Annotated in this window: 16 protein-coding genes; 7 read left to right on the top strand and 9 right to left on the bottom strand. The window is 58.8% G+C overall.

Features of this window, described 5'->3' with window-relative positions; translation table 11 throughout:
* Nucleotides 1-99 precede the first annotated feature (99 nt).
* Nucleotides 100-351, bottom strand: coding sequence for an autonomous glycyl radical cofactor GrcA3 (gene grcA3 / locus PMX72_RS08185; RefSeq protein WP_117583521.1), 252 nt, complete (start codon nucleotides 349-351; stop codon nucleotides 100-102).
* Between the two features lie 85 nt (nucleotides 352-436).
* Nucleotides 437-2,488 carry a formate C-acetyltransferase gene (pflB, locus tag PMX72_RS08180; protein ID WP_117629918.1) on the bottom strand — a complete coding sequence of 684 codons (2,052 nt, stop codon included), beginning with the start codon at nucleotides 2,486-2,488 and terminating at the stop codon, nucleotides 437-439.
* Nucleotides 2,489-3,038: 550 nt separating this feature from the next.
* Here pflB and PMX72_RS08175 point away from each other — a divergent pair.
* The 3 genes from PMX72_RS08175 to PMX72_RS08165 are packed head-to-tail and all read left to right on the top strand — an operon-like array spanning nucleotide 3,039 to nucleotide 7,707.
* The gene (locus PMX72_RS08175; protein ID WP_117775934.1) at nucleotides 3,039-3,488 is read left to right on the top strand and encodes a MarR family winged helix-turn-helix transcriptional regulator; all 450 of its coding nucleotides are present in this window, start codon (nucleotides 3,039-3,041) and stop codon (nucleotides 3,486-3,488) included.
* A complete protein-coding gene (locus PMX72_RS08170; RefSeq protein WP_271729643.1) occupies nucleotides 3,485-5,851 on the top strand; it encodes an ABC transporter ATP-binding protein in 2,367 nt (788 codons plus the stop codon). The genes PMX72_RS08175 and PMX72_RS08170 overlap by 4 nt, the downstream gene beginning before the upstream one ends.
* Nucleotides 5,851-7,707: an ABC transporter ATP-binding protein gene (locus tag PMX72_RS08165; RefSeq protein WP_271729644.1), complete on the top strand. Its 1,857-nt coding sequence runs from the start codon at nucleotides 5,851-5,853 to the stop codon at nucleotides 7,705-7,707. Before PMX72_RS08170 ends, PMX72_RS08165 begins: the two co-directional genes overlap by 1 nt.
* Before the next feature lie 782 nt (nucleotides 7,708-8,489).
* Here the strand turns inward: PMX72_RS08165 and PMX72_RS08160 are convergent.
* A complete protein-coding gene (locus PMX72_RS08160) occupies nucleotides 8,490-9,521 on the bottom strand; it encodes a 3-deoxy-7-phosphoheptulonate synthase (RefSeq protein WP_117635771.1) in 1,032 nt (343 codons plus the stop codon).
* Between the two features lie 340 nt (nucleotides 9,522-9,861).
* Here PMX72_RS08160 and PMX72_RS08155 point away from each other — a divergent pair, with 340 nt between their 5' ends.
* Nucleotides 9,862-10,512, top strand: coding sequence for a GNAT family N-acetyltransferase (locus PMX72_RS08155; protein ID WP_271729645.1), 651 nt, complete (start codon nucleotides 9,862-9,864; stop codon nucleotides 10,510-10,512).
* A 735-nt stretch (nucleotides 10,513-11,247) separates the two neighbouring features.
* Nucleotides 11,248-11,439: a hypothetical protein gene (locus tag PMX72_RS08150; RefSeq protein ID WP_117629864.1), complete on the top strand. Its 192-nt coding sequence runs from the start codon at nucleotides 11,248-11,250 to the stop codon at nucleotides 11,437-11,439.
* Between the two features lie 35 nt (nucleotides 11,440-11,474).
* On the opposite strand, the gene PMX72_RS08145 is transcribed toward PMX72_RS08150, so the two are convergent.
* Nucleotides 11,475-12,884 (bottom strand): APC family permease, encoded by a 1,410-nt coding sequence (locus tag PMX72_RS08145; protein ID WP_271729646.1) that lies wholly within the window; start codon nucleotides 12,882-12,884, stop codon nucleotides 11,475-11,477.
* Between PMX72_RS08145 and PMX72_RS08140 the strand changes: the two genes are divergently transcribed.
* Nucleotides 12,883-13,152, top strand: coding sequence for a hypothetical protein (locus tag PMX72_RS08140; protein ID WP_147325424.1), 270 nt, complete (start codon nucleotides 12,883-12,885; stop codon nucleotides 13,150-13,152). The two genes, PMX72_RS08145 and PMX72_RS08140, sit on opposite strands and share 2 nt — an antisense overlap.
* Nucleotides 13,153-13,430: 278 nt before the next feature.
* Here the strand turns inward: PMX72_RS08140 and PMX72_RS08135 are convergent, their stop codons facing one another.
* The 3 genes from PMX72_RS08135 to ptcA form a co-directional block, all read right to left on the bottom strand.
* Complete coding sequence (locus PMX72_RS08135) at nucleotides 13,431-14,636, bottom strand: agmatine deiminase family protein (protein WP_117635777.1); 1,206 nt, start codon at nucleotides 14,634-14,636, stop codon at nucleotides 13,431-13,433.
* A 367-nt stretch (nucleotides 14,637-15,003) separates the two neighbouring features.
* On the bottom strand, nucleotides 15,004-16,443 hold the full coding sequence (locus PMX72_RS08130) for an APC family permease (protein WP_117774343.1): 1,440 nt from the start codon (nucleotides 16,441-16,443) through the stop codon (nucleotides 15,004-15,006).
* Between the two features lie 133 nt (nucleotides 16,444-16,576).
* Nucleotides 16,577-17,650: a putrescine carbamoyltransferase gene (gene ptcA, locus PMX72_RS08125; RefSeq protein WP_117583532.1), complete on the bottom strand. Its 1,074-nt coding sequence runs from the start codon at nucleotides 17,648-17,650 to the stop codon at nucleotides 16,577-16,579.
* Between the two features lie 330 nt (nucleotides 17,651-17,980).
* On the opposite strand from ptcA, the gene PMX72_RS08120 reads away from it, so the two are divergent.
* Complete coding sequence (locus tag PMX72_RS08120; RefSeq protein ID WP_271746199.1) at nucleotides 17,981-18,946, top strand: response regulator transcription factor; 966 nt, start codon at nucleotides 17,981-17,983, stop codon at nucleotides 18,944-18,946.
* A gap of 130 nt (nucleotides 18,947-19,076) precedes the next feature.
* On the opposite strand, the gene PMX72_RS08115 is transcribed toward PMX72_RS08120, so the two are convergent.
* A complete protein-coding gene (locus tag PMX72_RS08115) occupies nucleotides 19,077-21,314 on the bottom strand; it encodes an ABC transporter permease (RefSeq protein WP_271746198.1) in 2,238 nt (745 codons plus the stop codon).
* Complete coding sequence (locus PMX72_RS08110; protein ID WP_271729649.1) at nucleotides 21,304-22,089, bottom strand: ABC transporter ATP-binding protein; 786 nt, start codon at nucleotides 22,087-22,089, stop codon at nucleotides 21,304-21,306. The genes PMX72_RS08115 and PMX72_RS08110 overlap by 11 nt, the downstream gene beginning before the upstream one ends.
* Between the last annotated feature and the right edge of the window lie 53 nt (nucleotides 22,090-22,142).

The raw sequence follows: 22,142 nt of genomic DNA, 5'->3' as shown, positions 1-22,142 counted from the left end.
TCCGCCGCGCGAAGCGCGCAGCGGAGCCCTTTGCATGTCCGAGGACGTTTTGGAAAGTAACCCAGAGCGGCCCGGCGATCCTGCGGGAGTTAAACCCCTTTAGAACTTGTCATGGAAGGTACGCGAAATGACCTCGTCCTGCTGCTCCTTGGTGAGCGTGTGGAAGTTCACGGCATAGCCGGAAACGCGGATGGTCAGCTGCGGATACTTCTCGGGGTGAGCCTGAGCGTCGAGCAACGTCTCACGGTTGAAGACGTTGATGTTCAGGTGGTGGCCACCCTTCTCGGCGTAAGCGTCGAGCATGTGGACCAGGTTATCGGCCTGAGTCTCGGAAACTTCAGAAACCTTCATAATGTGTCTCCTTCGATCGATAGGCGCCGGCCGAAACCGGCGCGCTAATCAGTAATCGTTATTGTTAGTATAGCACTAACAATAGTTACTCGCCCAGCTGATCAAGGTCGATATCGCCAAAGAACACCTGGTCCTCCTTGCCGAGCGCACCCGGGATGATGGAGAAGGTGTTGGAGATGCCGTCCTGAGCATCGCGGAACGGGAGCTTGGAAACCGAAGACAGCGAAGCGATGGCGCCGTGGCTATCGCGCTTGTGCATGGGGTTAGCACCCGGGGCGAACGGCTGACCAGCCTTGCGGCCGTCAGGCGTGGAACCGGTCTTCTTACCGTACACGACGTTGGAGGTAATGGTCAGAACCGAGGTCGTGGGCACGGAGTTGCGGTAGGTGTCGTTCATGCGGATGTACTCCATGAACTGGTGCACAACGTCGTGAGCGATCTGGTCGACGCGGTCGTCGTCGTTACCGTACTTGGGGAACTCGCCCTCGGTCTCGAAGTCGACGATGATGCCGTTCTCGTCACGGACGGGGTGGACCTTGGCGTACTTGATGGCGGACAGGGAGTCGGCCACGACGGAAAGGCCAGCGATGCCCGTAGCGAACCAGCGGTGCACGTGCTTGTCGTGCAGAGCCATCTGGATGCGCTCGTAGCAATACTTGTCGTGCATGTAGTGAATGATGTTCAGCGAGTTGACGTACACGCCAGCGAGCCACTTCATCATGTCGTTGTACTTGGCCACAACGTCGTCGTAATCGAGCGTATCGCCCTCGACGGCGCGATACTTGGGGCCGACCTGCTTCTTGGAGACCTCGTCAACACCGCCGTTGAGTGCGTACAGCAGGCACTTGGCCAGGTTGGCGCGGGCGCCGAAGAACTGCATCTCCTTGCCGATGCGCATGGAGGACACGCAGCAGGCGATGCCGTAGTCGTCGCCATGGTAAACGCGCATGAGGTCGTCGTTCTCGTACTGGATCGAGGAGCTGGCGACAGAAGTCTTGGCGCAGAACTTCTTGAAGTTCTCGGGCAGACGGGTCGACCACAGAACGGTCATGTTGGGCTCGGGGCTGGTGCCCATGTTCTCGAGCGTGTGCAGGTAACGGTAGCTCATCTTGGTAACGAGCGTACGGCCGTCAACACCCATGCCGCCGATGGACTCGGTGACCCACTGCGGATCGCCGGTGAACAGGGCCTGGTACTCGGGGGTACGGGCAAACTTGACCATGCGGAGCTTCATGATGAAGTGATCCACGAACTCCTGGATCTGCTCCTCGGTGAAGGTACCGTTGGCAAGGTCGCGCTCAGCGTAGATGTCGATGAACGTGGAGGTGCGGCCGATGGACATAGCGGCGCCGTTCTGCTCCTTAACGGCAGCGAGGTAGGCGAAGTACATCCACTGGATGGCCTCCTGCGTGTTGGTAGCAGGGTTGGAAATGTCGAAACCATAGGTCTCGGCCATCATCTTGAGCTCGCCGAGGGCGCGAATCTGCTCCTGCAGCTCCTCACGATCGCGGATGTTGTCGGCGGTCATGACCGTCGGGGTGGAAGCCTTCTGGGCCTCCTTGTCCTTGATCAGGTAGTCGACACCGTACAGGGCGACACGACGGTAGTCGCCGATGATGCGGCCGCGGCCATAGCCATCGGGCAGACCGGTGATGATGTGAGCCGAGCGGCAAGCACGCATCTCGGGGGTGTAAACATCGAAGACGCCGGCGTTGTGGGTCTTGCGCTCGAAGGTGTAGCGCTCGACAACGTTCTCGTCGACCTTGTAGCCGTGCTGGCTGGCAGCCTGGCAAGCGATGCGGATGCCGCCGTTGACGTGCAGCGCGCGCTTGAGCGGCTTGTCGGTCTGGAGGCCAACGATGGTCTCCTTCTCGCGGTGGGCGTTATCGATGTAGCCAGCGGGGTGGCTCACGATGCCCGTGACGGTCTTGGTGTCCATATCGAGGACGCCGCCCTGCTCACGCTCCTTGAGCAGCAGGTCGAGAACTTCGCCCCACAGCTCCTTGGTACGCTCGGTCGGACCGGCGAGGAACGACTCGTCGCCCTCGTAGGGGGTGTAGTTCTTCTGGATGAAGTCTCGGACGTCAACCTCTCCCGTCCAGATGCCTTCCTTGAAGCCTTCCCATGCCTCCTGCATTGTGTAACCACGCTCCTAGTTACGTGTAATGCGGCGCTCTCTCACACCGCTGCTTATTGAATTCTTGAATTTTCGGCTTGCACTACCGGCTTCTTCCGTTCTTCACCACACGTTGGTGCAGGGAAAAACGTTTGTCCACCTTGGAACTGCAACCCAAACCCAAGATTTCACCCGTTTGAGAAGGATAACATAGCCACCCCCTTCATCAGGGCTGTTATATGTTTCTTTTTTTATACCATTAGGGCGTTTTTAACAAATCCGCAGGAAATGCGATCGCGAACAACTACCGTTCACCGATTTGTTTGGTATTTTTCCTTGCCTTTGTACGACGTTCACTCTAGCTGTTATGCCAGCTTTAGCAGGGTAAAGTACCCACCGATAGATTTTTGGGACATGCCTAGAAATCTACTTTTTCGCCGCGACGGAGGCGGTGGCATGAAATGCCCACGAAGGTAGATTTCTAGGCATGTCCCAAAAATCTACTGTATGAGGTGTGCATACAGGGGTATCATCTTTCACCAAAAATAGTTTCTAGTGTTAGGGGTTTTCGGTGGAAGATACCGATTTCCATGAGCTTGGGCGTCAGCTCTTTACCGAGTTTGGCAGCATGCACCAGCACGTTTCGCGTTTTGTCGACCAGGCGATGAGCGGCGAGATGGCCGTCATGCGCGCCCTCATGCTCGCCGGCGGTTCGCTTACGCCGAGCGAACTCGCCGATCGCGCTTGGGTCTCGAGCGCCCGCATCGCCAACATCCTGCGCGCCCTCGAGGGCAAGGGCTGGGTCGAGCGCGAGCACTCAAAAACCGACCGTCGTCGCGTACACGTCACGGTGACCGACAAAGGCCGACAAGACCTCGAAATCAAACGTCGGGAATTCGAGGACCGCACCGCGGCCTTTCTCGAGCAGCTCGGCGAAACGGATACCCAAGAGATGGTGCGCCTTCTAAGGCGTGCCAACGAAATTATCGACCGCAACCAAGAAAGGAGAGATGCCGAGTGAGGATTCTCAAGCTCTTTAAAAAGCATGTCCTGGCGCTGCTCACGGCTATCGTACTTATCGTAATCAGCTGCAACGCCGATCTGGCGCTGCCTACGTATATGAGTGACATCGTCGATGTGGGCGTGCAGCAAGGCGGCATCGCCTCGCCCGTGCCCGACACCATTCGCGCCGAATCGCTCGACGACCTCGAACTCTTTATGAGCGCCAAGGATGCCAAGACGGTAGAGGCTGCGTTTGGCAAGGCGGACAAGAACGGCATCCGCACGTACAAGGGCACCGAGGACGAGCGCGCCGACGGCAGCAAGATTGCCGACATCATGAGCCTGCCCGAGACCGTCGTACTTTCGCTCAACCAAGGCATCGACGCCGACTCCATGGGCGACATGACCGGCACGTCCAGCGAGAAAGACAGCGACGCCGCTCAGGCCATGCCCACGCCCGAGCAAATGGCGGCGATGACGCCCGAGCAGCTCGCCGAGATGCAGCAGAAGGCCACGGCGGCCCAGAACATGCAAAAGCAGATTGATGCAGACGGCGGTAAGATCACCATGAAGAGCCTGCGTCTGGGCATCGAAGGCGGTCTGGTAGACCAAAGCAAGCTCGTCGAGAGCGCCAACGAAATGGCGGACAAAATGGGCTCCATGTCGGGCTCCATCGTGACCCAACGCGCCGTGAGCTATGTGCAAGACGAGTACAAGGCGCAGGGTATCGACCCCGCCGACGTGCAGAACGCCTACTTGGGCCGCATGGCGACCACGATGTTTGGTCTGTGCCTGGTGTCGCTCGTCGCCACCATCCTGACCGGCGCCGTGGCCTCACGCACCGCCTGTTCCATCGCACGCGACCTGCGCCGCGAGACCTTCAACAAGGTTATGCACTTCTCGCCGGCCGAGGTGGGCAAGTTTAGCCAGGCCTCGCTCATCACCCGCTGCACCAACGACATTCAGCAGATCCAGATGGCAGCGACTCTGTTCATTCGCATGTGCCTCATGGCGCCTGTCATGGGTATCGTCGCGGTCATGCGCGTCCTGGCCAACCACACCGGCCTGGAGTGGACCATCGCCGTGGCCATCATCGCGGTCTCGGCCGTCGTCGGCGTGCTCATGGGCCTTACCATGCCCAAGTTCAAAAAGATGCAGAGCTTTGTGGACCGCGTGAACCTCACCGCCCGCGAGCTGCTCGACGGTCTTATGCCCATCCGCTCGTTCAACCGCGAGGAGCATGAGCTCGAGCGTTTTGACAAGGCATCGCTCGATCTGATGACCACGCAGCTCTACACCAACCGCGCCATGAGCTTTATGATGCCGCTCATGATGCTCGTCATGAACTGCATCACCGTGCTTATCGTCTGGTTTGGCGCGCAGGGTGTGTCCGACGGCGTGATGCAGGTCGGCAACATGATGGCGTTTATCTCCTATACCATGCAGATCGTCATGGCGTTTATGATCCTCACCATGGTTTCGGTTATCCTGCCCCGTGCCGAGGTCGCAGCCGAGCGCGTGGAAGAGGTCATCACTTGCCCCACGAGCATCAACGACCCCGCCTCGCCCAAACTGCCCGCGGCCAGCGCGCCGCACGGTGAGCTCACTTTCCGCGACGTGAGCTTCCAGTATCCCGATGCCCGCGCCGATGTCATTAGCGGCGTGAACTTCACCACGCACGCCGGTCAGATGCTCGGCATCATCGGCTCCACGGGCTCGGGCAAGTCCACGCTCGTGCAGCTGATTCCGCGCCTGTACGACGTCACGGGCGGCAGCATTTCGCTCGACGGCATCGACGTGCGCGACATGACCCTTTCCGAGCTGCGCCGCCGCATTGGTTACATCCCGCAGCAGGGTCGTCTGTTCTCGGGCACCGTTGAGAGCAACCTCAAGTTTGCCGGCGACATGGTGAGCGACGAGGACATGCACCGGGCCGCGCGCATCGCCCAAGCCGAGGACTTTATCGCCGAGCGCGAGGGCGGCTACGACTCCCCCATCAGCCAGGGCGGCTCCAATGTCTCGGGCGGTCAGCGCCAGCGTCTGGCCATCGCCCGCGCCCTGTCCAAAAAGCCCGAGGTCGTGGTGTTCGATGACTCGTTTAGCGCCCTCGACTACAAAACAGACGCGCGCCTGCGCGAGGAGCTTGCCAAAAACGTTACCGACGCCGCGCTCGTGGTCGTGGCCCAGCGCATCGCGACCATCATGCACGCCGACCAGATCATCGTGCTCGACGACGGCCACGTGGTGGGCACCGGTACGCACGAGGAGCTGCTGCACAGCTGCCCAGCGTACCTGGAGATCGCACAGTCGCAGCTTTCCGCCGAGGAGCTGGGGCTCACCCAAGAAGAAATTGAAGCCGTCATGGAAGGAGGCGAGCGCTAATGGCAGACAAGACCAAGACTCAGATTCCCAAGCCCACCCGCCGGCGCGGTCCCATGGGCCGCATGGGTGGCATGGGCCGCGGCGAAAAGGCCAAGGACTTTAAGGGCACCATGAGGCAGCTACTCGGCTATATCGGTCAGCACAAGATTGCCGTGTTTGCCGCCGTCGCCTTTGCCGTGTGCTCGGTCGTCTTTAATATCGTGGGACCCAAGGTACTCGGCCAGGTCACCACCAAGCTATTCGAGGGTCTGGTTGCCAAAGTCAACGGCACCGGCGACGTTGACTTTGACTGGATCGCCAAGACGCTCGGCTTTTTGCTCTGCCTGTATCTGGCGAGCTCTGTTTGCAGCCTGATCCAAGGCTGGCTCATGACCGGCGTCACGCAAAAGATATGCTATCGCATGCGCAAGGAGATCGCCGCCAAGATCGCCGTCGTTCCGATGAGCTACTTTAACGGACACAGCAAGGGCGACGTGCTCAGCCGCATCACTAACGACGTCGATACGCTGGGCCAGTCGCTCAACCAGAGCGTGACGCAGCTCATCACGTCGGTGACGCAGATTATCGGCGTCCTCGTCATGATGCTGTCGATCAGCCTGCCGCTCACCGGCGTCACCGTGCTCACGCTGCCGGCCGCCGCGATAATCCTGGTCGTGATGATTCACTTCTCGCAGCCGTACTTCCGCGAGCAACAGCAGGTTCTGGGCGCCGTCAACGGCATTATCGAGGAGGACTTTGCCGGCCAGAACGTCATTCAGGTGTTCGACCGCGCCGAGGCCTCGATCGAGGAGTTCGACCGTCAAAACGACCGACTCTTTATTAGCGGCTGGCGTTCGCAGTTCCTGTCGGGCCTGATGATGCCGCTTATGAGCCTGGTGGGCAACATGGGCTATGTGGGCGTCGTCGTGGTGGGCGCACAGCTCGCGTTGACCGGCAATGCCACGCCCGGCGACATCCAGAGCTTTATCCAGTACGTTCGCAACTTTACGCAACCCGTACAGCAACTGGGCAACGTGAGCAATACGATGCAGTCGATGGCCGCTGCCACCGAGCGCGTCTTTGAGTTCCTGGCCGCGCCCGAGGAGGAGCAAAAGGCCGACGCGCAGATTCCCGAAAAGCGCCCCGGCCACGTGGTGTTTGACCATGTCAAGTTTGGCTACACGCCCGACAAGACCATCATCCACGACTTTAGCTGCGAGGCGCAGCCCGGCCAAACCATTGCCATCGTCGGCCCCACCGGCGCCGGCAAGACCACGCTCATTAAGCTGCTGCAGCGCTTTTACGACGTGGACGGCGGTTCGCTGCGCGTCGAAGGCGTCGACGTGCGCGACTGGGACCGCGCGGCGCTGCGCGGCGAGTTTGCCATGGTGCTGCAGGACACCTGGCTGTTTAACGGCACCATCCGCGAGAACATCCGCTACGGACGCCCCGATGCGACCGACGCCGAGGTCGAGGCCGCCGCACGCGCCGCACGCTGCGACCACTTTATCCATACGCTCGCCGGTGGCTACGACTTTATGATCAACGAGGAGGGCACTAACCTGTCGCAGGGTCAGCGCCAGCTCGTGACCATCGCCCGTGCCATTTTGGCCGACCGCCCGGCGCTGATTCTAGACGAGGCGACTTCCAACGTGGACACCCGCACCGAGGAGCTCATTCAGCGCGCCATGGATGCGCTGATGCAAGGCCGTACAAGCTTTGTCATCGCGCACCGCCTGTCCACGATCCGTAACGCCGACGTGATCTTGGTGATCCGCGACGGCGACATCGTCGAGAAGGGCACACACGACGAACTGCTCGCCCAGGGCGGCTTCTACGCCGACCTGTACAACTCGCAGTTCGACGAAGCGGCGTAAATTCTGCCGCAGGGAACGAATAACGCCCTAGAACGGGGACGCAGGACAATCTGCGTCCCCGTTTTTGTTTTGCAGCCCTCGAACCGCCTCCCCTGGGACCTGATTGACGCCCTCCCTCAAGGCCCCGTGGACAAAAAATGGCAAATATGAGTACTGTTACTTTTTTAGTAACATCCAAAACGACCCAAAACACCGCTCTTGTAGCTTGTATGCACCTCCACATTGCTCAATCAGCTCTGTATCAGGCTTATATGTACTAGCGTTAATGAACATATTTACTTTATGTCCATTATTTTGTGGGAGCAATATGGCACTACAGCAGCAACAGTACTCATATTTGGCATTTTTTGCCCACAGGGCTTGGAGAACGCCCAACAATCTGGCAATACCAGCAAGCAAACCGCGTCCGCTGGCGCAAGGAGTTTCCCCAAGTGCCAGCACATAAGGAACGTCCCCAACTGCCAGGTTTGAAAGGTAGTCATTGGGGACGTTCTTAAACGACTAGTCAAACAACAAGAACGTCCCCAACAACTACTTATAAACGGCAGACTATCCACTCTCATTCTGCGAGCACTCATTTAAGTCTGTCCCCAATGAGTGCCCTGGAGCAGGACAACTCCGCAGGTAGAGGACGGACAGCGAGCGCCGTCCAGAGCGTACAAGTTGGCATGAAAAAGGCAGGGCATTGACCTTCTGGTCATGCCTTGCCTTTTGAATGACAAATTGTCGCTCTGGGCGGCGCGCAGCGTCGAGCCGTTACGCGGGTTGGTAAACCCGCGTAACTAAACACGCTCCGCGATCTCGTGGATCAGATAGTCGGTCTTTTCCCAGCCCAGGCACGGGTCGGTGATCGACTTGCCAAAGACGCCGCCGTCGACCGGCTGGTTGCCATCCTCCAGGTAGGACTCGATCATAAAGCCCTTGACCAGTTTGGAGATGGATTCGTTGCGGCGACAGCTGTCGAGCACTTCCTTGCAGATGCGATACTGCTCCAGCGGGCGCTTGCCCGAGTTGTCATGGTTGCAGTCGATAACCGCCGCCGGGTTGGCGTAGCCGGCGTGCTCGGTATAGCGCTCGGCAAGGCGCTCCAGGTGCTCGTAGTGGTAATTGGGGTAAGTGCGACCGTCGAGACCGATGTAGCCGCGCATGACGGCGTGCGCGAGCGGGTTGCCGTCGCACTCGACCTCCCAGTTGCGGAAGATAAAGCTCTGGTGCGCCTGGGCGGCGTAGATGGAGTTGAGCATGACGGTAGTGGAACCGGCTGTAGGATTTTTCATGCCCACCGGCACCGAAATGCCGCTCGACACCAGACGGTGCTCCTGGTTCTCGACCGAACGCGCACCCACGGCGACGTAGCTCAACAGGTCGACGAGGTACTGGTAGTTGGACGGGTAGAGCATCTCGTCGGCAGTGAAGAAGCCAGTCTCCTCGATGACGCGCAAGTGCATGTGGCGAATGGCCTTAACGCCTTCGAGCAGATCGTCGGGCGCCTCGGGATCGGGGTTGTGCAGCAGGCCCTTGTAACCGGTGCCCTTGGTGCGCGGCTTGTTGGTGTAGACGCGCGGGATGATGATGAGCTTGTCCTTGACCTCCTCGGCGGTTTTGGCCAGGCGGTTCATGTACTCGAGGACCGAGTCCTCGCGGTCGGCAGAGCACGGTCCGATGATGAGCACCTTGCGCGCGTCCTCGCCGGTAAAGACCTTGGCGACCTCGGCGTCGAATGCCTGCTTCTTAGCAGTAAGCTCAGCGGACAGCGGCATTTCCTCGCGGATCTCCATGGGGATCGGCAGCCTGCGTTTAAATTCCATGGCCATGCGGGGCCTCCTCAATCAAAGAAGTCTAAGCTTGAATCGTCGAATGCTCGGCATTATCCGCTGTCGCACGCTAAAGTGCAAGCACGACCAACCAAAAAGGGAATGGATAACGCGCGGGTCGCTTACCACGAGAGTGGATAATCTCCCGTTTTTGGCCTAGGATCGCGCTGAAAGTGGGAGATTATCCACTCTCGTCGAGCAAGCGTCCGAAAATCCTCGCTCGTGGCCCCTTTTCCTCCGTCCCCGAGGGAACGGGACTCGTCTGCCGAATGATTGATGCGGCGACGGCGCGCCCATGTCACACTCAGAGGTGGCCTGACCCACCTTGGAAGGAGCCTCCATGAGCCTTGACAACGTAACCCTGCGCGCCGCCACGCTCGACGACCTGGCTGGCATCGCCGCCATCTACAACCAGCTGTGGTGCAACACGCTGCGCAACCGCGGTGACGTCGAAGCTGCCGATTTCTGCGCGCGCTTTAACATCACCATGCAGCTACAGCGCTCACCTATCGCGCTTGTCGCCGAGGCCGAGGGCCGCATTATCGCCGCCTGCTGCATCGGCATCTTCGAGGACGGCAAGCCGCGTACCAATCCCACGTGGGTGCCCTGCTACGACGAGATGTTCGCCCAGGCAACCGAGATGGCAAAGACCGCCGACGCCAAGCTCGAGGGCTCGCTCTTTGGCGACAGCCGCGAGAAGGCCACGGCGGATCGCTTTGCCGCCACAGGCAACGAGTATGCCCAGGGCCAGCTCAACCTGATCATCATCGTGCCCGAGTGGCAGGGCAAGGGGCTCGGCCGCGCGCTTATCGACCTTGCGCGCGCCGAGCTCGCCAAGGCAGGCTGCACCAAGTTCTTCCTGATGAGCGACTGCAACTCCGACTGGCAGTTCTACGAGCACCTCAACATGAAGCGCATCCTGGAGGATCACAGTCAAGACACCGGCGACGGTTTTATCGTCTACATGTACGGAGGCGACACGCAGGGCTAACCCGCTAAGCAAGTACCAAAACCACCACAAAAGGCGCCCATCCCCCTTGTGGTGACAGGTTGTATCTGGGCGAACGTTAAGACCACCGCGGGGGAGCTGCTTTCCCTCGCGGCGGTTTACTAACCGTGAAAACCAAGTGAGTAGGCTTTTGGCGGGATCCCGAGCACACCCCAAAACGCCGCAGCTCTGGCCTGCGGTTTTATCGAGCGTTTGTCGCGATGTGCTCGGCAGATCCCAAAAAGTCTACTCACTTGCATCCGAGACGCACCAGGCAGGCAAAAAACCGCCGCGAAAGGGGCCCGTCCCCCTTCGCGGCGGTTGTTCATCGCGGTTTTGCGACGGTTTTGCGGTGGTTTTGCCCGCCTGCTACTCGCTGTAGCGAGTGGCGATGGCAACTCGCACCATGCCGGCGCTCATGAGGTACGTTGCCATAGGCTGTAGTAGCGCATGTCATAATCCTACAGCAGCATTCGCCATAATCTGACAGTAGAGTTTTCCACAATCTATAAGTAGCCCAGGTCGGGACCCTATTTAACAAACCAAATTCTCGCCCAACGCCATTTCCTCTCCTGGTGACCGGTTCATTTTGGCAGGTTTCATCTGGGCAAACGCCAAAACCACCACAAAGGTGCCTGTCCCCTTTGTGGTGGTTTGAAGCTCTCCTGGGCGGGATGCTAGACTTGCGGCATATACATTCGCGCCAAAGCACGGGTCGCATACAGGAAAGGAGATGCCATGGCGCCTATCGCACCGCTCAAGATGCTCGTCGCTCCTGCCGCCAAGACCATCGCCCGCCTGAGCGACTCACTCACCTACGAAGATATCCCCTGCGTCGTCGAATCACGCGAGGACAGCTGCCCCTACCTGGGCCACGTCCCCTACTTTGCACCCAAGCTCGCATCTGATCCCGAGCAGCGTGAGCAGTAATCCAAGATGCATCTAGCACCGCACAACTCGCGGCGCTACTGTTTTGGTGCAAAGCGACCTGTCCCCCTTGCGCCAACGCCGGGATTGTCGATGCTGCGGCCGCGGCGCGATATGAGGCGCGAAACCTCGCCCAGCAACACGCCGATCACCACACCCATGAGGATCGGCAACTTTGACATCTCGGCGGGCGAGCTGTTAAGCGGCACGGTTGTCGCAACAATCGAAAGCACGAGCTCTACCACCGGCACCGCAAGCGCTACCGCAAGCACCTTGCCCTCGAAGGGCGCGCGGAATACACGGGGGCGGTCGTCGTATTTACGCAGGCGCCAAAACGCCGGGAACATCGGGATATAGCTCATGAGCAGAAAGACGACGTTCATCGAGAAGAAGACCCAAAAGACGTCGGAACCTTCGCCCAGCGGAATCTGAAGTAGCAGCACCAAGCTGGCAAAACAACCGTTAATGAGTGCTGAGCCGTTGGGCATGCCGGTCTTCTTGGACACCAGCGCAAAGGGACGCGGCATGTTGCCATGGCGCGCGGCATAGCTCGCCACGTTGTTGACGCCAAAGCTCCAACAGATCATGTTGGCAAACAGCGTTACCAGAAAGGCCACGCCCACGACCATCGTCAGCGGGTGAGCGCGCCCCACCATGGCGGCGACCGCGTCCACAATGCCCGAATCGAGTGAAAGCTGCTCGGTGGGAACCGCGGCTCCAATACCGATGCCACAGATAATGTAGATCGCCGCGATGGCAACGCCACCGGCGATAACCGCCTTGGGGATATCGCGCGATGGGTTCTTCATCGTGCTGGCAAAGGTCGCGACCACCTCAAAGCCCATAAAGTTGAATAGGATGATTGAAAGATACGTCAGTGAGTTAGTGTCTCCCAGATCGGGGACAAAGGTCTTAAACGACATATCGTTGGCAAAGCCGTTATTGCAGGCAAACCAGATGCCGACGATTCCCACCACGGCGGTAATGAGCACCTTGATGACGGCGCCGCCATCCATGACCCAATCGGCCTCGGCCACCGGCTGCATTGCCATGACCGTGACGCCCCACACAAAGGTAAGCTCGATGGCAATTCGGACCCCAAGCGAAAATTCGATGCCCCATACCGCATTGATGACACTGGGGAACATGCAGGCGATACTTGCCACCCACAGTGGAAAGTTGACCCAATAGCACCAGGAGCAGCGTGCACCCCAACGGTCTCCCAAGCCCAGGCGAACCCAGTCGTACAGGCCGCCCTCGGAATCGAACGCCGTACCGAGCTCGGCCACCACCAGGCCATAGGGAAGCAAAAACGTAATGATAAGGAAGATCCACCAGAAGAACTGCACGTTACCCATGGCAGATGCCGGAGCAGCCGCCTCGATGGTAAAGACAACGCAGATAACCGAGAGGATGACCTCGAACAGGGAGAACTTTTTACCTGCCATGGCACGCTTCCCCTACAGCAAAAAGGATGGCATCTGTACCGAAGGCGCAGCCCAAGGTAGGGTTGCAGGCCGCGTCACCGGTGCAGGTGCCATCCCAAAGAGAAGAGAGGATGCAATTGTTGGACCAACGCTCGCGGAACAGGCGCGTGTAGATAACGATACGCTGGTACATAGATACTCCGATCAAAACGGCCGCGATTGCGACCGGAATCTTTTGGCAATTGAAGACGCGTCTGACCTGGGATATTCAAGCGAACAATTGGCCTAACCCGCAATAAATCCCAGATCAGACGCGTACTCAATCAAAGAGGCGGGCACTCCGAAGTGGAGGCAACGGAGTGCCCAAAGAAAAACCCAGCCGACCAAGACATCGAATAAACCGACCATCAATGCCCCGAGATGGTCACGGTGCGATTCACCGACTGTCCGATTGATCGGCTGGGTTTCTGAGGTGCGGCAGATTGCCCTGAAAGAGGAGGGCATAGACCTTAAGGGTCATGCCCGACGATTGAAGGGCAAGGTGCCGTGCCTCGGGAAGCCAGACAATTACGCGGACGGCTCCTGCTGCGTAATGCAGTGGATGTTGCCGCCGCCGAAGACGACCTGCTCGGACTGGACGCCGACGCACTTGTAGACGCCCTCGCCCCAGACCTCGTCATAGATCTTCTGGAGCGTGTCGACGGCCAGCTGGTCGTTCTCGTCGCCGTACTGCGGGACGATGACGCCGTGGTTGGTGACCAGGTAGTTCATGTAGGACGCGATCAGCGGCTCGTCGGGGACGCGCGGCTCGGCGTTCTCGTCGGCGTCGATGGTGTCGCAGGAGGCCTGGTCCATGAACAGCGGGTTCACGGGCATGCAGAGCTTGTAGACCTTCATCTTGCGGCCCTTGGCGTCAACGGCGTTGGAGAGGGTCTCGTAGGCAGCGTGGCACTGCTCGTAGAACGGATACTCGGGATCGTCGGTCCAGATGCAGGCCATGACGCCCGGAGCGATGAACGTGGCAACGTCGTCGATATGACCGTTGGTCTCCTCGGGGTCGATGCCCTCCTTGACCCAGATGACCTTCTCGACACCCAGGTAATCCTTGAGGTGCTCGTCCATGTAGGCGCGAAGCTCCTCGCTCCAAGGCTCAAACTTCTTGTGGAACTTGGGCCAGATGGACTCGGGATCCTCTTCCTCCTCCAGAACCGCAGAGCAGGTGCGGCCCGGGGAAAGCAGGCACTGGTCGGTCACGACAAGGGTGCCCTCGCCGTCGACGGTGATGGAGCCGCCCTCGAGGATCATGTCGTCGGGACGATAGCGACGGCAGCCGGAGAGCTCAGCCATCTTGAGGGCGATCTGCTCGTCCTTGTCCCACGGAAAGTACAGGCCGTCGACGAGGCCGCCGTAGGCGTTGAAGTGCCAGTGGTTGGCGCGCTTCTCGCCCTTGCCGTTGATGACGTAGGTGGCGGCGGTGTCGCGGAACCAGGCGTCGTCGGTGGTCATCTCGATAACGGTGACGTTCTCGTCGTTCTCGAAGACGGCCTTGCAGTTGGCATAGTCGACCTGGTTGGCGCACATATAGACCGGGGTGAACTCGGAGATGGCGCGGGCGATGGCGGCATACTGCTTCTGAGCCGGCTTGGCGCCGTGGGCCCAGGTGTCGGTGCGGTGGGGCCAGCCCATCCACACGCGATCCTGCGGGGCGAACTCGGCGGGCATAAAGAAGCCGTCGGCCTTGGGGGTGGACTCGGACTCGGTGATCGTACGCATAAGATTTCCTCCAAATCGAACGATCGTTTGCCGCGGGCGGATTACCCGCAGCCTAAAACCAAGAGATAGTGGGCGCCCGTCCCCCGGCAAAGGTCGGGGCGCCCGGTGCCGGTTTTCACGGAGCCGCACCGACGAGCGGCAACGTAACCAAGTGCGTGGAGACAAACGCACGAAGGATACGAGAGAGAGGTTGGGGCGGGCGGTGGTTACCGGAGCTATCGCTCGCACCCGCCCCAGGAAATAGTGAGCAAATTTGTCGCTTTGGGCACGCCCTCGAAGAGGCTAGAGTGCCTGGAGTCGGGAGCGACAAGCCCGACGAAGCGCACGTTGGTACGCGAGGAGGGTTGGAGCCCCAGAACCGGGTGCTCTAGTTCTCCTCGGCCTCGGCGGCCTCCTCAGCGAGACGCTGAGCTGCCAGCTCGGGAGTGAGGCCCTTGTACTCGGTCTCGCGGCCCTTAGCGCTGACGACGCGGACAACCTCGCCGATGAGCAGAAGCACGATGAAGATAACGATCATCGGGAGCTTGTCGCCAATTTCAGCGGCAGAGAACGGCACCAGCGTTGCAACGATGGCCAGGATCAGCTCGATGCAAGGGATGGCCAGCATGACCTTCATCATGGCACCCTTAAACGGGAACGTGAAGATGCGCTCGCGGTCGGGGTCGTTCTTGCGAAGGTTGAGGAACGCCGGGAACATCGGGATGTAGGTCAGCAGCAGGAAGACGACGGAGGTGCCGAAGAGCATCCAGAAGACGCCGTTGGAGATGGCATCGATGGGAACGAGCTGCAGGCACAGCACCAGGGAGGCAACGACGGCGTTGACCAGGTTGGCACCGTTGGGCATGTCGTCATCAGAGATCATCGAGGCGAAGACCTTGGGCATGTTGCCGTGCTCGGCAGCGTAGCGAGCAACGGAGTTAACGCCGAAGGACCAAGCAGCCATGTTGGCGAACAGGGTGATCAGGAAGGCAATGCAGATGACCTTAAAGATCATGGAGTCGCCCACCATGGTCTGGACTGCATAAATCATGCCGTAGTCGGGGTCGATGGAATCGGCCGGCACAGCAGCGCCGATGCCAAAGCCAGCGAACAGGTAGATCACGGCGATGGACAGGCCACCGACGATGATAGCCTTGGGAATATCGCGAGCGGGATCGGCCATGTCATCGGTCATGGTGCAGATGACCTCGAAGCCCATGAAGTTAAAGATGATGATCGACAGGTAACCGAGAGCGTTGGTGTTGGTGAGCTCGGGCAGGAAGGTGGCAGCGGACATGTCGTTCGCAAAACCGTTCTCCATGGCATACCAAATGCCCAAAGCGCCAACGATAACGGCGACGGCGACCTTGATGATGGCGCCACCGTTAAGGACCCACTCGGAGTCGGCCGCCTTGGAGCGGCCCATGAGGTAGACGATCCACACAAAGGCAAGATCGATACCCATCTTGGCGATCAAGTTGAACTCAACGCCAAAGACCATGCCCAAAATGTCGGGGAACATGGTAGCCAGCGAGGCAATCCACAGCGGGTAGTTGACCCAGTAGTAATACGAGATGCGGGCGCCCCATTTGTCGCCCAGGCCATCGCGTACCCAGTCGTAAATGCCGCCCTCGCCGTCATAGGTGGTGCCGAGCTCGGCAACAACCATGCCATAAGGAAGCAGGAAGGTCAGGATCAGGAAGATCCACCAGAAGAACTGCTGGTTGCCAATGGCAGCAGCAGGAGCGGCGGCCTCGCAAACGAAGACGACGCAGATGATGGTCGAAATGACCGTCAAAAAGGAAAGCTTTTTCTTTCCGTCGCTCATGATGAGCTCCTTCGCTCAGTCTTGGACAGATCCGAGGCCCTAAGGTATTAAGGCAATTGCTTGGGCCTCGGTGAGCGGGCGACAGGAGACGAGCATCCGCCACCCGCAAACGTGCTTTTAGAAGCCTTGAGGCTTAGAGCTGCTCGAGAGCCTCGAGAGCGGCGTGGAGCTCAGCCTTGGCAGAGTACTCGACACCCTCGTCGTTGAGCGGGGTGCGCTTGCCCAGGGCGGCAAGGAGAGCACGGATGGAGTGCTTGCGGTTCTCAGCCTCGACCCAGCACAGGGAGCGCTCGGGATCGTCCATGACCTCGTCGACGACCTCCTCGTTGCGGGTGGCCGGCAGGCAGTGCATGAACTTGGAGTTGGGGCCGGCGAAGTTCATCATGTCCATGGTGACCTGATACTTGGGATAGAACACGTCCATGTAGTTCTCGCCCGAGACCTCCTCGTCGTACAGGCCATACCACACGTCGGTGTAGATGAAGTCGGCGCCCTTGATGCACTCGATGTCGTCGGAGATGACGACCGAGCCGCCGGAGACCTTGCAGTTCTCCTCGGCGATGGCCATCATCTGCTTGCCGAACTCGGCGCGCTCCTCGACGGTGCCAACGTGCAGACCGCCGTCGGGGATCTGGTGACCCTTAGGTCCAAACTGGACAAACTTCATGCCGACCTTGGAGGCGATGAACATGAGGGAGACGCAGACCTGGGTGGCGTCGCCGATGAAGGCCAGGGTGCAGTCCTCGATCTTCTTGCCCTCGGGGAGATTCTCGAGCATGGTCATGAGGTCGCCCATCTCCTGCGTGGGATGGTTGAACTCGGACATGCCGTTGATGACGGGCACAGCAGAGCCCTCGGCGAGGCCGACGACGTCCTTGTGACGGTCAACGCGAGCCATCATGATGTCGAGCAGCGAGCCCATAACGCGAGCGGTGTCGCCCAGGGACTCGTGACCGCCGAGCTGGATGGTGCCGGGGCCATAGAACTGAGCATGGCCGCCGAGGTCGGTCATAGCGGTCTCGAAGGAAAGACGAGTGCGGGTGGAGACCTGCTGGAAGATCATGCCAAGGCTCTTGTTGCGGAGCAGGTGCGGATAATAACCGTCAACCTTGATGGCCTTCTTCATTGCCAGGCCAAGATCCTCGATAGCCAGAATCTGCTCTTTGGTGAAGTCGTTGGTGTCGATGAAATCCTTAGGCAGTGCCATGTCGATTTCCTTTCCGCCGGTCTTGCCGACTATTACTATGAGGCGCTCGAACATCACGCCTCGTGTTGACAAGACCATCATTCACCCGTATGCAATTTTTACCTAGTTTATTCGGGATTAAAGACCGTTCACGGAGTTACATCCCCTCTAAACCAATATAAACCCGCAGGTCAAGAGTTTACAGGGGGTTTACCATCTAGAACCGCGAACGGTATACGGCTATGCTGTATCTCGGCGCCTAATCCGCAATGAAACGAAGGGTTGAGACGTCTATATCCCACAAGGTATACAGAGCTCGGCCATAGATTAAATGAGATGGGACGGTGACAGATGAACACTCTGATGTTCTTCTATACCCTAGCAATACTCGTGATCTGTATTGTGACGGCAGTGCTTTCGCTTGCCGCCTATGCCTCGTCTCGTCGACGCTTCTTTGTCTATGGCAGCGGCGTATTTATCTGCTATGCCATCGAGATGACCGAGATTTTCTTTTTTGAATACACGCTGCAAAACCAGAGTTTTCCGGCCAACGACTATTACTCCATTACCATGCCTGTGTTGCGGACCCTTGTGGCGACCGCTTCGCAGGCTTTTATTTGGCTGATTGCCATGGACTTGCTCGACAAACATTCTAAAAAGCAGTTCGCTATCCCCGTCTTAACGTTTTTGCTGTGCGAGTCGCTGATTATCGTCGCTGTCCCCTACGGCCCCATTCATCAATGGCTCTACTACACGATGCGTCAGGTATTCCTTGTTTTCGTGGGGCTATTTATCTTTTGGACGGCACGCAAGAGCACACAAGTCGAGCTGAAGGCACGCGTTAACAACCAACAAAAGCACCTGATTATCGGCGCCATTCTGGTCGGATGCATCGTCGCCGAGGATTTCTACAACATTCTGATTGTCCCCATGAGTCTGGCGCCCTCTTGGCTGCAACTATATCTGTCCGAGCGCAACTTTAGCGAAAACGTCTTTGCCTGCTACTTTGCGATTCTGCTGATCATCTACTCCTACCACGTGCTTTCAATCCGCATGCAGGAGGCGCCCGAGGAAAAGAACGTCAGCGATCTTGATCGACACATCGAAGAGCAGATGCCCTTCTATCGCAACGCCTACAAGCTCTCCAACCGTGAGACCGAAGTTATGCGTCTGGTCGTACTGGGCAAATCGAACCAAGAGATCGCTGACGAGCTATTCCTTGCCGTGGGCACCGTCAAAACCCACATCCACAACATCCTGGTCAAAACCGAACAGCAAAACCGCACGACGCTCATCCTCCACTTTTGGAAGCGATAACCTGCCAAAAAGGGACAGGTTTATTTTGGCAGGTTTTATCTGGGCAAACGCCAAAAACCGCCGCGAAGGGAGCTGGACTCCCTTCGCGGCGGTTGTTCGCACTGGTTTTGCGACGATTTTGCCCCGCTTGTTACTCGCTGTAGCGGGTGGCGATGGCAGCTTGTACCATGCCGGTGCTCATGAGGTACGTCACCAGGAAGTAGCCACCGTATGCTGCCAGGAAGATTGCACAGGTGAGGCCCACGGTGCCGGCGATGCTCATATCGCCGAATACGCTCACCAGCTCGATGATCACCTTAAGTGCCACAAAGGAGTGCGCCAGGCCCACTGCCAGCGGGAACAGGAAGAATACCGCTTGCTGCGCCATCACCGAATGGCGGATCTGGCGGTCGTCGCAGCCGATCTGTGCCAGCACACGATAGCTGCGGCTGCCGTCGGCCACATTGGAGAGCTGCTGGATCGACAGTATCGCCGCGCATGCAACGACCAATACAAAGCCGATGTAGATGGCTAGGTAGCTAATAAGACCGTTCATTTGCGCTGCTTGCGTGTACATCTCGGAGCGTGTGATGAAGGTTCCCCACACCCCCGGCTCTTTGCCGTCAACGAGCAGATTGTCGAGCAAAGTGTATTTAATGCTCTCGTCTGCCTCGGTCGTATCCATACCCTGTTTGTAATTAACGAGCAGATTACTGGAATACGGTTGCAGATTAAGCTGGGACAGCAGCTCATCGGCTACGACCACGGTACCGGGATTGCTGCCCATCGCCGAGTTGGCGATGGCCGCCGTGTCCTCGTCCGACTTATCGGTTGCGGGCTTGAGCTCATGCCCGCCCAAGGTGAGGGTATGGCCGCCGGCCATATATTTGGTGTACAGGTCGCCCAGCTCACCGCCCATATCACACGTGAGCAGATACTGGTCGCGGCCAATGCTCACCGGCTCCTCGCCCATCATCTGGCGCAGTTTGTTGTACTGGCTCGCCGGCGTCACATACAGACCCATCGCATCGGCGTTGCTTCCCTCGAGCGCCTTGGGAAGCTTTTCGCCCATGGCCTTGCACATCTCACCCGCCACCACCGAGGGGCCCGAGCCGCCAAGCGGGTAACTCAGATACGAATCGATCTGCACATGCTCACCGGCAACATCGGCGATATTGACCTTCTTGCCGGTCTCGTCGTTGTTGTCCGCCGACTTGCCCTTAATAACGTCTGCAACGTTATCGGGATCTTTACGATCGCCATGCCATGCAGCGTACAAATCGACCGTTGCATCGGCCAGCACCATGCGATCGGCCTCAGACGGATTGACATACTCCTTGTAGTAGTCGAGCGTTTCGGGCGTGTAATAGACATACGTCTGAGACACGTCAACAGGGTTATAGCGCTCCAGGTTTTCGTTCATCACGTTGGCAATCGACATACCGCAGGTCACCGAGGTAATGGCGAGGAACAGAATCATCGCGATGACGCCCATCGAAAAGCACACCGTATTGACCTTGGCCGAAAGCTGACGCACGGTAAACATATTGAGGCCGCGCCAATACACGCTGCGCAGGCTCTGCAGCAGCTTGATAAGCATGCCCGAGAGTCCCCAGAACAGCGCAAAGGTGCCCACGGTAACCATAGCGGTCGTAATGCCAAACTGGCTCATGGCCTCTTGCAGCTTGCTGTCCGTCGCGGTTAGCGGGAACCCATCACGTAGCAGACGGTAATAGGCCACGCCCACAAGCACCACGCCCACGGCAAAGATGGCAATCACGATCCAGGGGTTGCGTGTCTTGATGCTCTCGTTGCGACGCTCGGCACCCATAAGCTCAATGAGCTTGGTGCGACGCACGACGCGAAGATTCAGCAGCAGCGTGAGCACAAACATCACGAGCATGCAGGCAAGGGTCAGGTTGAACGCATGCACCGAGAAAAAGAAGTGGAAATTGGCGATCTGTGTCTTAAAGAGCGAGGCCGTAAAGAACGTCATGAGCTGACAGAGTCCCACGCCCAGTACAATGCCGGCGGCAAAGGCCACGACCGATACTATCACGGTCTCGAGTGCCATGATCGTGGCGACGCGCCCGCGCCCCATGCCGAGCACCTGGTACAGGCCAAACTCCTTTTTGCGGCGTTTCATGATGAAGTTGTTGGCATACACCATCAAAAAGGCCATGACACCGGCCAAAAAGTACGTCAGGTAGCCGAGCATGCTGCCCATAACCTGAGCCAAGCCCTTTTCATCGATTCCGGCGATGTCGACCTGCATCGAGATGGTGTTAAAGGCATAGAAGACCGTGACGCCCAGGGTGAGCGTCAAAAGGTAGACGAGGTAGTCGCGGCCGGCGCGGCGGACGTTGCCCCAAGCGAGTTTACAGAGCATCGGAGCCCTCACCGCCCATCATGGCAACGACCTCCATAATGCGGTCGAAGAACTCTCGGCGGTCGGTGTCGCCGCGGCGCAGCTCGGTGAAGATCTTGCCGTCGCGAATAAACAGTACACGGCTCGTGTAGCTGGCGGCAAAGCTGTCGTGCGTGACCATGAGCACGGTGGCGCGCAGGCGGTGATTAAGGGCCTCCAGGCTCTCGAGCAGCAGACGGGCGCTCTTGGAATCGAGGGCGCCGGTGGGCTCGTCGGCCATGATCATGGTGGGGTCGGTGACGAGCGCGCGGCAGGCGGCGACGCGCTGCTGCTGGCCGCCGGACATTTGGTAGGGATATTTGTCGAGCACCTGGCTCACGGACAGGCGCGCGGCCACGTCCTGCACGCGGGTCGAGATTTCGGCCGAATTCACACGGGCGATGGTGAGCGGCAGGGCGATGTTCTCGCGTGCCGTGAGCGTATCGAGCAGGTTGGAATCCTGGAAGATAAAGCCCAGCTCCTCGCGGCGGAACTGCGAGAGCTTGGCCTGCTTCATGCGCGTAACGTCCTGCCCGTTGATGCGGATGGTGCCGCTCGTGGCGCTATCGATGGTCGAGACGCAGTTGAGCAACGTCGACTTGCCCGAGCCCGAGGCGCCCATGATGCCAACGAATTCGCCGCGGTTGACGGTAAAGCTGACGTCGTTGAGCGCACGGGTCACGTTGCCCAGCGCTCCATATACCTTTTCGAGATGCGCGACCTCCAGTACCGGGGTCGCCATGTGCGTGGTTTGCATACCGAGTCCTTTCTTGCGATTAGTCTACGGCATCTATAGTCGCAAGAAGACGA

It is taken from the genome of Collinsella aerofaciens, assembly GCF_028207065.1.
GTDB lineage: Bacteria > Actinomycetota > Coriobacteriia > Coriobacteriales > Coriobacteriaceae > Collinsella > Collinsella aerofaciens_AR.
Note: the sequence above shows the minus strand (reverse complement) of the source record. Positions and strands in the feature narration are given on the sequence as shown.

Bases quoted from the DNA above. Each gene is read 5' to 3' on its own strand.
- grcA3 (WP_117583521.1), bottom strand. From the start codon at position 351: ATGAAGGTTTCTGAAGTTTCCGAGACTCAGGCCGATAACCTGGTCCAC.
- pflB (WP_117629918.1), bottom strand. From the start codon at position 2,488: ATGCAGGAGGCATGGGAAGGCTTCAAGGAAGGCATCTGGACGGGAGAG.
- PMX72_RS08165 (WP_271729644.1), top strand. From the start codon at position 5,851: ATGGCAGACAAGACCAAGACTCAGATTCCCAAGCCCACCCGCCGGCGC.
- PMX72_RS08160 (WP_117635771.1), bottom strand. From the start codon at position 9,521: ATGGCCATGGAATTTAAACGCAGGCTGCCGATCCCCATGGAGATCCGC.
- PMX72_RS08155 (WP_271729645.1), top strand. From the start codon at position 9,862: ATGAGCCTTGACAACGTAACCCTGCGCGCCGCCACGCTCGACGACCTG.
- PMX72_RS08150 (WP_117629864.1), top strand. From the start codon at position 11,248: ATGGCGCCTATCGCACCGCTCAAGATGCTCGTCGCTCCTGCCGCCAAG.
- PMX72_RS08140 (WP_147325424.1), top strand. From the start codon at position 12,883: ATGGCACGCTTCCCCTACAGCAAAAAGGATGGCATCTGTACCGAAGGC.
- PMX72_RS08145 (WP_271729646.1), bottom strand. From the start codon at position 12,884: ATGGCAGGTAAAAAGTTCTCCCTGTTCGAGGTCATCCTCTCGGTTATC.
- PMX72_RS08135 (WP_117635777.1), bottom strand. From the start codon at position 14,636: ATGCGTACGATCACCGAGTCCGAGTCCACCCCCAAGGCCGACGGCTTC.
- PMX72_RS08130 (WP_117774343.1), bottom strand. From the start codon at position 16,443: ATGAGCGACGGAAAGAAAAAGCTTTCCTTTTTGACGGTCATTTCGACC.
- ptcA (WP_117583532.1), bottom strand. From the start codon at position 17,650: ATGGCACTGCCTAAGGATTTCATCGACACCAACGACTTCACCAAAGAG.
- PMX72_RS08120 (WP_271746199.1), top strand. From the start codon at position 17,981: ATGAACACTCTGATGTTCTTCTATACCCTAGCAATACTCGTGATCTGT.
- PMX72_RS08115 (WP_271746198.1), bottom strand. From the start codon at position 21,314: ATGCTCTGTAAACTCGCTTGGGGCAACGTCCGCCGCGCCGGCCGCGAC.
- PMX72_RS08110 (WP_271729649.1), bottom strand. From the start codon at position 22,089: ATGCAAACCACGCACATGGCGACCCCGGTACTGGAGGTCGCGCATCTC.